This is a genomic window from Reyranella massiliensis 521 (assembly GCF_000312425.1).
Classification (GTDB): Bacteria; Pseudomonadota; Alphaproteobacteria; order Reyranellales; family Reyranellaceae; genus Reyranella; species Reyranella massiliensis.
In genome coordinates, this window is sequence record NZ_HE997181.1 from 1191669 (window position 1) to 1206197 (window position 14529).

The following is a 14529-nucleotide window of genomic DNA, read 5'->3' on the forward strand; positions in this document are numbered from 1 at the left end:
CGGCATGGTCCGTGTATAGTCGCGCACCTCTTCAGGGGAGTTGCATGGTCCATCGTTGCTTCGCCGTTTTGTGCAGTGTTCTGGCATTTGCGTTCTGGAGCGGCGGTCCGGCCATGGCCCAAGCGCCGGATGGTGCCCGCGTCTTCCTTGTCCTCGACGCCTCGGGGTCGATGTGGGGCAGAGTGGGCAATCAGACGAAGATCGAGGTGGCGCGCGAAACCATCCGTTCCCTCCTGAAGGACTGGCGGCCGCAGGACCAGCTCGGGCTCGTGACCTATGGCCATCGCCGCAAGGGTGACTGCGGCGACATCGAGGTTCTGAGGCAGGTTGGTCCGGTCGATGCCGATGCACTGATGGCGCAGGTGAACGGCATCTCGCCCAAGGGGATGACGCCCATGACCGCCTCCGTGAAAATGGCGGCGGAGCAGCTCAAGTCGACCGAAGGGCTGACCAGCGTCATCCTTGTGTCCGATGGCGTCGAAACCTGCAAGGCCGATCCCTGCTCGGTGGCGGCGGAGCTGAAGAAGGCCGATGTGAAGCTCGTCGTGCATACGGTGGGCTTCGATATCCAGGATCGGCAGGCCGCGAAGCAGCTCGAGTGCATGGCGGCGGCCACCGGCGGCCTTGCTCTATCGGCCGGTAATGCCGGCGAACTCAGCAAGGCAATCGGTCAGGCAGTCGAAGCGGCACGTCAGAAGGCATCCGCCACGCCGCCGCCACCGCCAAAGGCCGAGCTCAAGCCGGAATGGAATCTCGAAGGCTCGGCCCGGCTTGCCGAAGGCGACGATCCGCTGGTCGGCAAGGATTTCATCGTCTGGGTTTTCTACAAGCCGATGCCGGCGGGTGTTGAGCCCGAATATGTCCAGACGTCCAACAACAGCCTGATCGAAACCGAGATCGCACCTGGCGACTATCTGGTCGAAGTCAGCATCGGTTCCGTCAAGCGCCGGGCATCCGTGAAGGTGGAACCGGCCAAGATGAATCGCCTCGACGTGGTTCTGAACGCAGGCCGCCTCGCGCTTCGCGCCAAGCGAACGGCCGACGAGAACCAGAAGGGCGACGTGTTCTGGGAGGTCGTGTCGAAGAGCAACGGGTCGACAGTCTTCAACTCTTTCGATCCGGAAACGTCGACCATCGTCGCGGCGGACAAGTACACTGTGACGATGACTCTCGGTGGAGCCAAGGTCGAGCGCGAGGTCGAAGTCATTGCGGGCGATACGACTGCGGTCGAGATTGTGGCGGGCGTCGGCCGCATGCAGGGTTCGATCGTCTTCGCCAAGGGTGGGCCGGCACTGCGCGATCCATTCATCGAGATCTTTGCCGGGGCCGAGCCGGTCGAGAACGAAACTTCCGTCACCAACGCCTACGGCAGTGCCCCCAAGTTCGATCTCGCAGCCGGTGCCTACCGGGCACGCATTACGTCGGATGCCATCGATCGTACGTTCAAGTTCGAGATCAAGGCAGGCCAGCGGCTCGATATCGAGTTCGCACTCGATGCTGGCATTGCTGCCTTCGAGGCACCCGGCGTCGACACGATCGAGATCAAGGGAGCCGGCCGCGACATCTACGGCGAGCGCACGAATGTCACCACGCTCTATGAACCGTTCAAGAACTTCGAATTGCCGGCTGGCAAGTATGTCGTGGTCGCGATCAAGGGCGATGCCAGGAAAGAGGCGGAATTCGAGATCGTTGCCGGCCAGCGCACGGTGACCAGGATGACGCTGCCTTGACCGCAAAACAGAACCCCGCCCGCTTGCGGCGGGCGGGGTTCGTTCGGGACATGATCCCCTCCGAAATCAGGAAGTTCGGCCTGCCTGCATTCTTCGCGGCTGACGGGATAAACGGTTCGCGGACTTCCGGTGCCGCGTCACCTGTTCCGGTTGGGTGGATCCATAGGCGATACCCATCTCCCTATCCTAGAGAGAAAGGTAGGTCCCGCGCCGGTGGACAATCAAGACAGCGGGACTGACCTATTTCTTTTTCGGGCGAATGGCGTCCCATTGCTCGTCTGTCCAGTCGAGCATGGCGGCGGTATTGGCGCCGCCACCGCCCGATTGCAGCATCTTGCCGCCATCGATCACGATGGCATCGCCGTTGATATAGGCCGCGCCATCGCTCACCAGGAATGCCGCGAGATTGGCGAGTTCGAGATGTTCGCCGACGCGGCGCGACGGGATCGCCTTGAGCATGTCTTCGTTGCTGCCACGTTCCTTGGGCATGAGCCGGCTCCACGCGCCCTCCGTCGGGAAGGGGCCGGGGACGATGGCGCAGGTGCGAATGCCCTTGGGCCCCCATTCGACGGCCAGGCTCTTGGTCATCGCCAGCACGCCGGCCTTGGCCATGGCCGACGGCACGGTGAACGGCGCGCCGGTGAGCGAGGAGACCGTGAGGATCGACATCACCACCTTGTTGCGTTCGCCGGCGTCGATCCAGCGACGGCCGGCTGCGACGGTGCAATAGGCCGAACCGTGCAGCACGATGCCCAGGACGGCGTCGATCGCCCGCGAAGACATCTTGTGGGTCTGCGCCAGGATCTGGCCCGCCGCATTATTCACCAGGATGTCGAGCGGGCGCTTGGCCCAGATCTTGTCCATCATGGCCTCGACCGCGTCCGGCACGCGCACGTCGCAGGCCACGGTCTCGATCTCGCCGCCGGTCTCCTTGGCGAGTTCGGCGGCGGTTTCCTTCAGCACGTCCTCGCGTCGGCCGCAGATCACGACGTTGGCGCCCAGTTCGAGATAGCGCTGCGTCATCGAGCGGCCGAGGCCCGTGCCGCCGCCGGTGACGAGGATGCGCTTGCCCTTCAGCAGGTCGGGTTGAAACATTTCGGACCCTCTACTTCTTGATTTCGATGAAAGCGATGCCGGAAGCGACGAGCTTATCGACTTCGGCCGGCGAGTAGCCCGCCTCGGCCAGTACGGCCTTGGTGTCGGTGCCGAACTTCTTGGGCTTGGTGCGTACCTTGGGTGGGGTGCGCGAGAGCTTCACGGGATTGCCGACGTTCCGCCAGCCATCCTTCTCCCAGACCATGCCGCGGTGCTTGGTGTGCGGATGCTCCATGACATCGGGAACTTCGAGGACGGCGGCCGATGGCACGCCTCCCTTCATCAGCTCCTGAGAGAACTCGTTGGCATCGCGGTCCTTCAGGAGTTCCCGCAGCTCGGCCTCCAGTTCGGCGCGATGGGCCACGCGTTCCTTGTTGGTCTTGAAACGTGGATCGTCGGCCAGCTCCGGCTTGCCCAGCATTTGCGTCAGCTTGCGGAACTGCCCGTCGTTGCCGGCACCGACGACGATGTTGCGCGTCCTGGTGGGGAAGTTGGAGTAGGGGACGAGGCTCGCATGGCTGTTGCCGACCAGCTTCGGCGTGAGACCGGCCATGAAATAATTCGGCGCGTGCGGCTGATGGAGCGCGATGGCGCTGTCGTACAGCGTCGCGTCGACGAACTGGCCCTTGCCCGAGCGGTTGCGTTCGTAGAGCGCCATCATGATGCCGATGGTGGCATTCATGCCGGTCGAGAGATCGACTACAGGCACACCGATGCGAACCTGCCCGCCTTCGGGCGAACCGTTGACCGAGACGAGGCCGGCTGAGGCCTGGACCATTGCGTCGTAGCCCGGGAAGCCCCCCAGAGGGCCGTCGGCGCCGAAGCCCGAGACGCGGGCATGGACGAGGCGCGGGAACTTCTTGGAAAGGGTGTCGTGGTAGCCGATGCCCCACTTCTCCATCGTGCCAGTCTTGAAGTTGTCGATCAGCACGTCGGCCGTCTCGAGCAGTTTCATCAGCACGTCGCGGCCCTCGGGCTTGGACAGGTCGAGGGCGATGGTGCGCTTGTTACGGTTGATGCCGGCGAAGTAGGCGGAGATGCCTTCTTTGTCGAACGGAGGGCCCCAGAGCCGGGTCTCGTCACCCTGCGGCGGTTCGATCTTGATCACGTCGGCGCCATGGTCGGCCAGCATCTGGCCGCAATAGGGGCCGCCCAGAACGCGCGACAGGTCGATGACTTTCAGGCCTTCCAGGGCGCCACGACTGGCCTCGGGCATCTCGTTCCACTCCTCAGGTTCTCATGGGAGGCGGGGTTATAGACCATGCCCGTGCAGGCCGGTACCGCCCGGTCATGATCGACGGCGGGTTCGATATCGCCACGCAACATAGCGCCATGACATCGATACGGTGCGGCGCCGACGACGGTGGGCCGCTTCTTTCCTCAGGCTCGTGGATGTGCACCATCGAGAGTGGTCCTGATCAAGTCGACGCGACGAACTGCGCGCCTCAACCATCTTGAAATCGATGAGCACGCCACCACATTGCGATGCATGTACGCGCGAACCAGTTCTCGTAGAATGAGGCTTCCCAAGAAGGCGCATGCCTTCTCCCGGGAGGGGTTCGCGACCTTCTGACGTCCGCTCCATCCCGGGCTTTCTCGCAACAATACGATCGTTGTGTCGGCGCCTGAGCTTTCGGCGCCGTGAGGGAGGGGGAGCGTGGTCGCTCGACTTGCGGGCTTGTACTGCTACGACTGCAATCGCGACGTGCCGCGTGCAGCCATTCGGTGCGTCTGGTGCTTTGGCCGGGTTGAGTTCTTTCGGGGAGACGGTCGTGGAGACGATGGTAGAGGCGCCATTCTTCCAGCGCGGGGCGATCTCGAAAGCACCCGGCCGGCCATCGATGCTGCCACTTCATCGGTGGCCCGCCGTGTTTGACTTCCGATGCGAAATATCCCACGTATGTCGGCATCATGCTTAGGTTCATGACTTACCGTCGCTTTCTTCGCCGTACGGGGAATCTGATCGCGGGCATCTAGCCCCGAGCTCATCGCGCGTCGTCGCATCCCGGGCTCGGGGAACATACGCCAAGACAACCGAATGGGGTGATCTTGGCGTGACGGGCACGCCGCGGCGGCCGTAACGACGCTTTCCGACACATAGTGAATTTCGCGCTCGCGAGTTGCGCTCGCCAATGGCTCGTCGCGTGCGTGCAGGCTCGCGCAGGCTAGGGGCAGGAACGTCCATCGCAGAGGAGACGGCACATGACATCCGGAACCGACGACAAGGGGTTGCGGGCGCAAGGCGGGTCCGAGACGACGGGACCTCGGGGCAACGTCGTAATGCTCACCCCCAAAGCCAGAATCGAGATGGTCAGGAAAAAGAGCGTCACCAAGCCTCCTGTGCGTGATCAGAAGGCCGCCCCACCAGGTCATGACGGCGACGACGATCCTGGACCGAGCGCAGCCTGAGCTGACGCTGTACTCGGCATCGGCGACGCGGCCGATGCATCTCTCTTGTCCACGTTCAACGGCAGGGTTCCTGCATAGGAGGGAAAACTGAATGGAGAAAGTCGTTCGCGTCGACATGGCGGCGCTTCGGAATGGACGCGCCAACGGCCACGTCGCTTCGCCTGAACCGGCGCTCGACCAGGACCACTTCATCGAGCGGGACGGCGTGCGATTTGCCGGAACCCATCTCATCGCCGATCTCTGGCAGGCATCCAACCTCGACGATATCGACGCGGTAGATGCGGCCTTGCGCAAGGCGGCAGACGCTGCAGGTGCCACCGTCCTCAACATCGACCTGCATTCCTTCTCGCCGAACGGCGGCATCACGGGCGTGGCCGTGCTCGCGGAAAGTCATATCTCCATCCACACATGGCCGGAGCGTGCCTATGCGGCGGTTGACGTCTTCATGTGCGGGGATGCGCAACCTCACAAGGCAGTCGAGATGCTCAAGCGCGCCTTCTTGCCGGGCATGCTGACCATTTCCGAGCATAGACGGGGAGTGATGCCGTGAGGTCGTTCCTGGAGAAGTCGTCCGATCACCATTCGCAGGTGCTGTCGGTCGATCGGCTTCTGCACCAGGGCCGGACCGCCTTTCAAGATGTCCTCATCTTCGAAAACCGGCTCTTCGGCAGAGTTCTCGTGCTTGATGGCGTCATCCAGCTGACGGAATGGGACAACCACATCTATCACGAGATGATCGCGCATGTGCCGCTGATGGCGCATGGCCTGGCGAAGCGGGTGCTCGTTATCGGCGGCGGGGACGGCGGTACGCTCAAAGAAGTGCTCAAGCACCCGGTCGAGGAGGTCGTCCTGATCGAGATCGATCGCGAGGTTATCGAGCTTTCGCAGCGGTTTCTGCCGGGCGTGTCGGCCGGTGCCTTCTCCGATCCACGTTCCACGGTAATCGTGGGCGACGGTACCGAGTACATCGCCGATACGGATTCGCAATTCGATGTCATCATAATCGATTCGACCGACCCTGTTGGCCCCGGCGAGCAGCTTTTCTCGGAGGCTTTCTATCGTCACTGCCGAACCCGGCTCCTTCCCGGTGGGATCGTTGCCGTGCAAAGCGGTGCCGGTTTCCATCAGCCGGAGCTATTGGCCAAGGTCTGTGATCGTCTGGGGGGCGTCTTCGGCACGGCAAAGCCTTTCCTCGCGCCGGTGCCGACCTACGCGGCGGGCGCGCTGGCGCTCGTCGTCGCCGGCTCGTCCGGCAAGGCGTTGCGAGCTCCGAGGAAGATCCTGAAGGAACGGTTTCGTCCTCTGGAGGGCAGGACCCGTTACTATCGACCGGAAGTGCACCGAGCTGCCTTCACCATGGTGCCGGTATTCGGGCATGGGCACACCTAGCTGGATGGAGGCGCCGCCGAAGAGGATACTTCTGGCGACGGACCTCGGCCCTCGCTGTGATCGCGCCCTGGCCAGGGCTGCTCGGCTCGCTGAGCAGTGGCGGTCGGACCTCGTCGTGCTGCACGTGCTCGAAGGCCTCGACCGCAGGCCTCCGGAAACGGGGCTGGCGCCTTCGTGGCGGAATCAGTCCGATCCACGCGGCATCGCGCGGAAGCAGCTATGTGCGGACATCGGGGACGTCGGGGGAAGGGCAACGATGCTGATTGCCGAGGGCGATCCGGCAGAGGAGATCCTGCGCGCCGCTGATGCGGAACGTTGCAAGCTGATTGTGATAGGCCTCGGGCGGGAAGGGGCGTTCGGGCGGTTCGGTCTCGGGAAAACAATGGACCGTTTGCTGCGCCGCTCGCGACTGCCGGTCCTCGTTGTCAGGGAGCGCCCGCGAGGACCCTATCGTCATATTCTCGCCGCCACGGATTTCTCGGCGACGTCGCGTCACGCCGTCGAACTGGCGGCCCGGCTTTTTCCGGAGCAGACGCTGACCGTGTTCCACGCCTATAGCGCTCCCATGTCGGGGTTGATGGCAAACGCGGCTTCCTATCGGAGAGAGTACAGGAGAGTGGCCATGCAGGAGTGCGATACGTTCCTGGCAATGGTCGCCAGGCCGGAGACCGGCTGGTGGGAGCCTCGCGTTTTTGTCGAGGACGGTGCCCCAGGCCCCTTGCTGCGCGACTATGCAGTCGACATGGACGTCGATCTCGTCGTTCTCGGGGCAAGCGGACGCAGCGCGTTCGTGGAAGCCCTTGTCGGCTGCGCGGCAAAGTCGATCATATACGACGTGCCCTGCGACGCGCTGCTCGTCGGGAAGCCGCGTACGCACGCGGACTGAAGGCAGGGGCCAATTCCATTGTACCCTCATGAGGTCTTCTCATGAGAGTCCGGCCCTTGAACGCTGTAATTCCCTGACGAGTTGAGAGGAGCAAAAACAGCCACGGGTGCGATCATGCCTGACGTTCGAGCCACCAATGCCGCCAATCTCGTCCGCCCGCCGGCGGCCGGTTGGGTCGAGGCGCCGGTGAACTACCTAGCTGACCTCAGTATCAAGCCGGTCACCTACAATCCTCCGCCCGGTACGAGCTTGCCGCGACGCGACGGAAACTACCGTGACTTCATGGTGCGCATTCACGACATGCGGCCAGGCGCTCGGGATCTTTCGCTGGATCGCCAAGCGTTTATCCTGACACCACACAACACCGAGGTCCGCGACTTCCTCGATGAAGAAGAGGTCCGGACCAAGTATCACGCCGAGGTCGAAGCGTTGATCAAGCGAGAAACCGGTGCGGCCAAGGTCGTGGTCTTCGATCATACGGTGCGCACGGCCGACCGCGCGGTGGAGCGCGGGCTGCGTACACCGGTGCGCAGCGTGCACAACGATTACACCGAGAAATCAGGCCCTCAGAGGGCGCGCGATCTGCTGCCTGCCGACGAAGCCGACGCACGGCTCAAGAAGCGCTTCGCCGAGTACAATGTGTGGCGCAACATCGACCACGCGCCGATCGAGATGGCGCCACTGGGCTTCGTCGATTCCGAAAGCATCGTGCCGCGCGATCTCGCGATCTGCGACCTGGTCTATGCCGACCGCACCGGCGAGATATACCAGGGCGTCTACAATGCCGATCACCGCTGGTGCTATTTCCCGGCGATGACGCGCGACGAGGCGATCCTGATCAAATGCTACGATTCTCTGAAGGATGGCCGGGCGCGCTTCTCGCTGCATTCGGCATTCGACGATCCGACGTCGCCTGCGAACGCGCGGCCGCGCCAGAGCATCGAAGCCCGGGCCTTCGCCTTCTTCGACTGAACGAAGGCTAGGCGTTCGCGATCATTTCGAGGTGCTCGACCAGCTCCTCGGGATTGCTGAAGAATGGCGAGTGTCCGCATTCCATCGTGATCACCTTGCACGGCGTCATCTTGACCATCTCGCGCTGCAGCCGGATGCGGATGGCATAGTCGAAGGTGCACTCGATGTACCAGCGCGGCACCGAGCCGAAACGATCCTCCGTGAGCGTCACGGGCGTGGTCGAGATCGAAAGCGGCTGGGGCCTGAGGCGCTCCATTGCCTTGTAGCGGTCTTCCGGCGAGACATCGGAGTAGAAGAGGGCAGGCAGCTTGTCGCGCGCAAAAGTATAGGTCTTGCCATCGGGGCTGACCTGGCGGGACAACCGGAACATCGCGTCGGGTTCCTGGTTTGTCATGTCCCGACCGCACTTGCCCGAGGTCGGCAGCAGGGCGCAGACATAGACGAGTGCCTTGAGCTTGCGCCGCCGCGCTTCGGCGAGCTGGCTGATCGTGACGCCCCCCAACGAATGCCCAACCAGAATGACCTGATCGTCCATCTTGTCGAGAAGGCGGGCGAGCTTTTCGACATTGTCGGCCAGCGTGACGACGGCGGGCGGGGTTTGGTCGTTGCCGAGGCCGGGGAGATCGGGGGCGCAGACCTTGTGGCCTTTGGCTTCAAGGAGGGGAACGACCTTTTCCCAGCACCAGCCTCCCGCGCAGGCGCCGTGTACAAGCAGAAACGTTGCCATGATCCGCCTAGCCCCGACCGACGACGGTGGTCGCGCCGGGCGCGGGCACGAAGAAGTCGGGCATCAGCGGCGTGCCTGGCGAGACTGCATACTGGTCGAAGTTCGTTACGCCTTCGGCCGCCAGCACCTCGTCGTCGATGAAGAAATTGCCGGTGCATTGCCGCGCCGGCCGGCTGAAGATGGCATGCGCTGCGTCGGCCATGATCTCGGGCTTGCGGCAACGTTTCATGCCTTCCTCTCCGCCCAGAATGTTCTGGATGGCGGCCGTTGCGATGCCCGTTCTGGGCCACAGGCAGTTGAAGGCGATGCCCTTGTCCTTGAACTCTTCGGCCATCGCCCAGGCGAAGACCGACATGCCGTACTTGGCGAGCGTATAGGCCGCGTGGTTGGCGAACCACTTCACGTCGAAGTCGAGCGGCGGCGACAGGTTGAGGACGTGCGGATTGGCCGCCTTCTCGAGATGCGGGATGCACTTCTGCGAGACCAGGAAGGTGCCGCGTGCGTTGATCTGGTGCATCAGGTCGTAGCGCTTCATCGGCGTCGCGAGCGTGCCCGTCAGGCTGATGGCGCTGGCATTGTTCACCAGGATGTCGATACCGCCGAACTTCGCGACGGTCTCCGCGACGGCCTTCTCGACGCCCTGCTCGTCGCGGATATCGCAGGCGAGGGGGAGGGCCTTGCCGCCCGCCTTCTCGATCTCCTCCGCGGCCGAGAAGATCGTGCCGGGCAGGCGCGGATCGGGTTTCACGGTTTTCGCTGCGATCGCGATGTTGGCGCCGTCGCGCGCCGCACGCAGCGCGATCGCCAGTCCGATGCCCCGGCTGCCGCCGGTCACGAACAGGGTCTTGCTACCCAAACTCATGGCGCCCCCAAGAAATCTTTGGGCTCTATAGCCGGCCCCAATTGAGGCCGCTAGTGTTCCCTCACTCAAGGGAGGCATGCATTGAATCCGTGCTTTGAATCCGCCACGCGGCTCGCCCGCGCTATTCGCAGTGGGCGATTGAGTTCCGCCGAGGTGACTGAGGCGCACTTGCAGCGGATCGCGCGGGTGAACGGTCCCATCAATGCCATCGTCCTGGTCGATCGCGACGGCGCGATGAAAGCGGCGCGGGCGGCCGATCGGGCGCTGAAGGCCTCCAAGACGGGCAAGAAGGGCGCCCCACTCGGACCGCTGCATGGCGTGCCGATCACGATCAAGGAGGCCTTCGATATCGCCGGCCTGCCGACGACGTCCAGCCATCGGCCGCTCAAGGACAATATCGCCACGGCCGACGCCAGCATCGTGGCGCGCCTGCGCGCGGCGGGTGCGGTGATCCTGGGCAAGACCAACGTGCCCGAACTCTGCGCCGACTTTCAGACCGACAGCCCCCTGTTCGGCACCACCAAGAATGCCTGGGATGCGCGCCGGACGGCGGGGGGCTCCACCGGCGGCGGCGCCGTGGCTGTGGCCGCACGACTGTCGCCGCTGGAACTCGGCAGCGATATCGGCGGCTCTGTGCGCAATCCGGCACACTTCAACGGTATCTTCTCGCTGAAGCCCACGGAGTGGCGCGTGCCCTCGCACGGCCATGTCCCGGACCTGCCGGGCATGACGCGTACCGTGCGTTACATGGGCTGCTTCGGACCGCTGGCCCGTTCGGTGGACGATCTCGAAACGGCACTGCGGGTCATTGCCGGTCCCGACGGCTACGAAGCCGAAGCGCCGCCCGTGCCGCTCGGGCCGACGCCCAAACTGTCGGCCAAGGGGCTGCAGGTTGCCGTGCTCACCAGCAATCCCTTGGTCGAAGTCTCGGCCGATACCGCCACCGTCGTGCAGGCGACGACCCGGCTGCTCGCCAAGGCCGGGGCCAAGGTGAAGCACGTTTCGCCGGCAGGGCTCGACTGGCAACAGGCCTGGGACGACTGGTCGGATCTCTTCCAGTACCTGATCCGCGCCCTGCAGCCGCTCGGCGAGCGCGAGCGCTTCTTCGGCCGGGAGCAGTCGACGGACCCATCGACCCGATCGGTGGCGCGGGCCGCCCGCCTCGACCTCGGCCAGTTCTTCGCCGTCCTCGACCGGCGCGACCAGCTCATCCGCCGCTGCGAGGCCTTCCTCGACGACTACGATGCCTGGCTGATGCCGGTGATGCCCGGCGCCGCCTTCATCCGCCAGCGGCAGAGCCAGCCGCTCAACGTCGACGGTGTCGACCATCCCTATTTCTTCGCCGGCACGTCCTACAATTTCCTCGCTAACTTCACCGGCCAGCCGGCGGTCGTCCTGCCCTGTGGCTTCTCCCAGGAGGGCCTGCCCATCGGCTTGCAGCTCGTCGGCAAGCGCTGGGGCGAGGCGAAGATTCTCGGTGTCGCCAAGGCGCTGGAGAAGCTCCTACCGCCCTGTCCGGTGCCGCCAGACTACAAAAGCTGAGATCACTCTATCTTGACGCCCGCCTTGTCGATGATCGGCTTCCATTTGGCGAACTCCGCCTTTTGAAAGGCCGCGAAGGCATCGGGTTGCATCTGCGCGGGCGTCGGGATGTCCTGGCCGAGATCCTCGAGCTTGCGTCGAATCTCCGGGTCCTTGAGGGTCGCGACCGCCGCCGCGTTGAGCTTGTCTATGATGTCGCGCGGCGTGCCTTTGGGCGCCCAGAGGCCGTGCCAGATCGCGACCTCGATGCCGGGGAAGCCGGCCTCGGCCGTGGTCGGGATATCGGGCGCCGCCGCCGTCCGCTGCTTGGCGGTCACGGCATAGACCTTGAGCTTGCCCGCGCGCACGTGCGGTAGCGAGTTCGAGGACTGGTCGATCATGATCTGGATCTGGTTGGCGATCAGGTCCTGCACCGCCGGGCCGGTGCCGCGATAGGGCACGAGCTGGTAATTGGTGCCGGTGACCGCAAAGAAGGCCAGCGCACCGATATGGGAGCCCGAGCCCATGCCCGCCGTGCCGCCGGAGATCTTGCTGGCGTTCGCGTTCAGATAGGCGACGAGCTCCTTCAGATCCTTGGCCGGAACCTGGTTCGAGGTGACGACCAGCAACGGATTGGATGGCAACAGGGCGATTGGTACCAGGTCGTTCAGAAGGTCGTAGTTCAGGTTCTTGTAGACCGCGCCGTTCACTACATTCGTGCCGAGATGGCCGATACCGATCGTATAGCCATCGGGGGCGGAGCGGGCGAGCTTGCCCATGGCGATCGATCCGGCGGCCCCCGTCACATTGTCGATGATGAGCTGCTGGCCGAGTTCCTTGGACATGCGCTCGCCCACGATGCGGGCCATCACGTCGGTCGGCCCGCCGGCCGAGAATGGAACGATGAGATTGATCGGCTTGTTCGGATAGGCTTGACCGAAGGCCGGGCTCGCTGCCGCCACCGCCAGCATGGCGAGCGCACTTCTACGCAACATCGCACATCCTCCCTGGTTCTCTCGTTGTCGGGGAGACTAGCGGGCCGATGCCCTCAACGCCATCGTGGCGATATCAAGGTGCAGGGGTGTCGAGCGCCATGGTGACCAGCACCGTGCGGTTGGAGACCTGCTGGCCCTCGTGCACGGAGATCGCCTCGACCTTGGCGTCAAGGGCTGCCTTGAGCTGGTGCTGGATCTTCATGGCTTCGAGCACGACCAGGGTTTGGCCGCGGCTCACCTGTTCGCCGGGCGCAACCTTGATCGAGACGATGCGGCCATCCATCGGGGCGCGTAGCTTGCCGTCGCTTCCCGCCGCGGCGGTTTCGGGCGGGGCATAGGTCTTGTCGGTGAAGCGCACCGTAAGGGCATCGAGGTCGACGACGATATCGTCGCCGTCGATGTGGAAAGGCGCATCGTGAGGGGGCCGATCTCCGTCGACGAGAAGCAGGCGCTCCGCTCCGCCCGCCGCCAGCCGGATCGGCGTCGGCTCGGGATTGGAGTTGCGCCAGCCGCGCAGCGGCGCCGGATAACGTTCGGCCGAAGCCCGCCACAGAAGATCGGCCGCCGTCGTCCAATGCGCATCGCTAATCGCAGGAGCCGGGAACTCGTGGTTTGTGAGGAACGCCGTCGTCGCCTTGCCGGCCGCGAATTCGGGATGCTCCAGCAGGCGGATCAGGAAATGCCGGTTGGTCGTCGGCCCCAGCACGATGGTCTCGCGCAGTGCACGAATCAGGCGGGTGCGGGCTTCCTCGCGCGTGGCACCATGCGCGATCACCTTTGCGATCATCGGATCGTAGAAGGGTGAGATCGCGACCCCTTCCTTCATGCCGTGATCGATTCGCACACCGGGGCCGGTTGCCGGCCGCCACACATCGATGCGGCCGGTCTGGGGCAGGAAGCCGGCATAGGCATCCTCGGCATAGAGGCGCACTTCGATGGCGTGTCCGGAGAAGGTGACGTGATCCTGCGTCAGCGGCAGCTTCTCGCCGCGGGCAACGCGGAGTTGCCATTCGACGAGATCGAGCCCGGTGATCGCCTCCGTCACTGGATGTTCGACCTGCAGGCGGGTGTTCATCTCCAGAAAATAGAAGGCACCGTCGCGGCCCAGCAGGAACTCGACGGTGCCAGCCCCGCGGTAGCCGATTGCCTGTGCGGCCGCCACGGCCGCTGCGCCCATACGGCGGCGCAGATCGGCATCGACGGCGGGCGAGGGCGCTTCCTCGATCACCTTCTGATGGCGGCGCTGCACCGAGCAGTCGCGTTCGCCGAGATGGACGACATTGCCGTGCGCGTCGGCGAAGACCTGGATTTCGACATGCCGGGCGTCGACCACGGCCTTTTCGAGGATCAGTTCGCCGGACCCGAAAGCGCTCTCGGCCTCGGCACGTGCCGTGCGGATCGCTTCGAGGAGATCGCTTTCACGCTCGACCAGCCGCATGCCACGGCCACCGCCGCCTGCGGCTGCCTTCACCATGACCGGCAGGCCAATCTTACGTGCTTCTTTTTCGAGGTTGCCATCGCTCTGGTCGTTGCCCTGATAGCCCGGCACGCAGGGGACCTTGGCTTCGATCATGCGCCGCTTGGCGGCGGCCTTGTTGCCCATGGCGGCGATGGCCGAGGCCGGTGGGCCGATGAAGACGATGCCTGCCTTCTCGCACGCCGCGGCGAACGCGTCGTTCTCGGAGAGGAAGCCGTATCCCGGGTGGATGGCGTCGGCGCCGCTCTTGCGGGCAGCTTCGAGGATGCGATCGGCACTGAGATAGCTTTCACCGACAGGCGGCGGGCCGATGCGGACCGCTTCGTCGGCAAACGCGACGTGCGGCGCATCCTTATCGGCGTCGGAGTAAACGGCAACGGTGCGATAGCCCATCGCCTTGGCCGTGCGCATCACGCGCCAGGCGATCTCGCCACGATTGGCGACCAGAACCTTGGTGAAGCCCATC

General features: G+C 64.3%; 12 protein-coding genes. 6 read left to right on the forward strand and 6 right to left on the reverse strand.

Translation table 11 applies throughout. The features are described 5' to 3' along the window. The first annotated feature begins 113 nt into the window (after positions 1–113). Positions 114–1730, forward strand: coding sequence for a vWA domain-containing protein (locus BN60_RS05895; RefSeq protein WP_020695077.1), 1617 nt, complete (start codon positions 114–116; stop codon positions 1728–1730). A gap of 240 nt (positions 1731–1970) precedes the next feature. Here the strand turns inward: BN60_RS05895 and BN60_RS05900 are convergent, their stop codons facing one another. Together BN60_RS05900 and BN60_RS05905 are read right to left on the reverse strand one after the other, a co-directional pair. Then, on the reverse strand, positions 1971–2825 hold the full coding sequence (locus tag BN60_RS05900; RefSeq protein WP_020695078.1) for an SDR family oxidoreductase: 855 nt from the start codon (positions 2823–2825) through the stop codon (positions 1971–1973). 10 nt (positions 2826–2835) lie between these two features. Then, positions 2836–4041 (reverse strand): CaiB/BaiF CoA transferase family protein, encoded by a 1206-nt coding sequence (locus BN60_RS05905; RefSeq protein ID WP_020695079.1) that lies wholly within the window; start codon positions 4039–4041, stop codon positions 2836–2838. Between the two features lie 1284 nt (positions 4042–5325). Here BN60_RS05905 and speD point away from each other — a divergent pair. The 4 genes from speD to BN60_RS05925 all read left to right on the forward strand — a co-directional run bounded on the left by speD (position 5326) and on the right by BN60_RS05925 (position 8481). Further along, positions 5326–5784, forward strand: a complete 459-nt coding sequence (speD, locus tag BN60_RS05910) for an adenosylmethionine decarboxylase (RefSeq protein WP_020695081.1) — start codon at positions 5326–5328, stop codon at positions 5782–5784. Further along, on the forward strand, positions 5781–6623 hold the full coding sequence (gene speE / locus BN60_RS05915) for a polyamine aminopropyltransferase (protein WP_020695082.1): 843 nt from the start codon (positions 5781–5783) through the stop codon (positions 6621–6623). Before speD ends, speE begins: the two co-directional genes overlap by 4 nt. 4 nt (positions 6624–6627) lie before the next feature. Further along, complete coding sequence (locus tag BN60_RS05920) at positions 6628–7509, forward strand: universal stress protein (RefSeq protein ID WP_020695083.1); 882 nt, start codon at positions 6628–6630, stop codon at positions 7507–7509. A gap of 114 nt (positions 7510–7623) precedes the next feature. Continuing rightward, positions 7624–8481, forward strand: coding sequence for a CmcJ/NvfI family oxidoreductase (locus BN60_RS05925; protein WP_020695084.1), 858 nt, complete (start codon positions 7624–7626; stop codon positions 8479–8481). Between the two features lie 7 nt (positions 8482–8488). Here BN60_RS05925 and BN60_RS05930 read toward each other — a convergent pair whose 3' ends face one another. Together BN60_RS05930 and BN60_RS05935 are read right to left on the reverse strand one after the other, a co-directional pair. Then, positions 8489–9208 carry an alpha/beta fold hydrolase gene (locus BN60_RS05930; protein WP_020695085.1) on the reverse strand — a complete coding sequence of 240 codons (720 nt, stop codon included), beginning with the start codon at positions 9206–9208 and terminating at the stop codon, positions 8489–8491. Positions 9209–9215: 7 nt separating this feature from the next. Next, positions 9216–10070, reverse strand: coding sequence for an SDR family oxidoreductase (locus tag BN60_RS05935; protein ID WP_043283665.1), 855 nt, complete (start codon positions 10068–10070; stop codon positions 9216–9218). Between the two features lie 153 nt (positions 10071–10223). Here BN60_RS05935 and BN60_RS05940 point away from each other — a divergent pair, with 153 nt between their 5' ends. Further along, a complete protein-coding gene (locus BN60_RS05940; protein ID WP_281015327.1) occupies positions 10224–11612 on the forward strand; it encodes an amidase in 1389 nt (462 codons plus the stop codon). A 2-nt stretch (positions 11613–11614) separates the two neighbouring features. On the opposite strand, the gene BN60_RS05945 is transcribed toward BN60_RS05940, so the two are convergent. Both BN60_RS05945 and BN60_RS29470 read right to left on the reverse strand, forming a co-directional pair. Then, positions 11615–12583 (reverse strand): Bug family tripartite tricarboxylate transporter substrate binding protein, encoded by a 969-nt coding sequence (locus BN60_RS05945; protein WP_043284907.1) that lies wholly within the window; start codon positions 12581–12583, stop codon positions 11615–11617. Positions 12584–12659: 76 nt separating this feature from the next. Further along, positions 12660–14528 (reverse strand): acetyl-CoA carboxylase biotin carboxylase subunit, encoded by a 1869-nt coding sequence (locus tag BN60_RS29470; RefSeq protein WP_281015342.1) that lies wholly within the window; start codon positions 14526–14528, stop codon positions 12660–12662. Between the last annotated feature and the right edge of the window lies 1 nt (position 14529).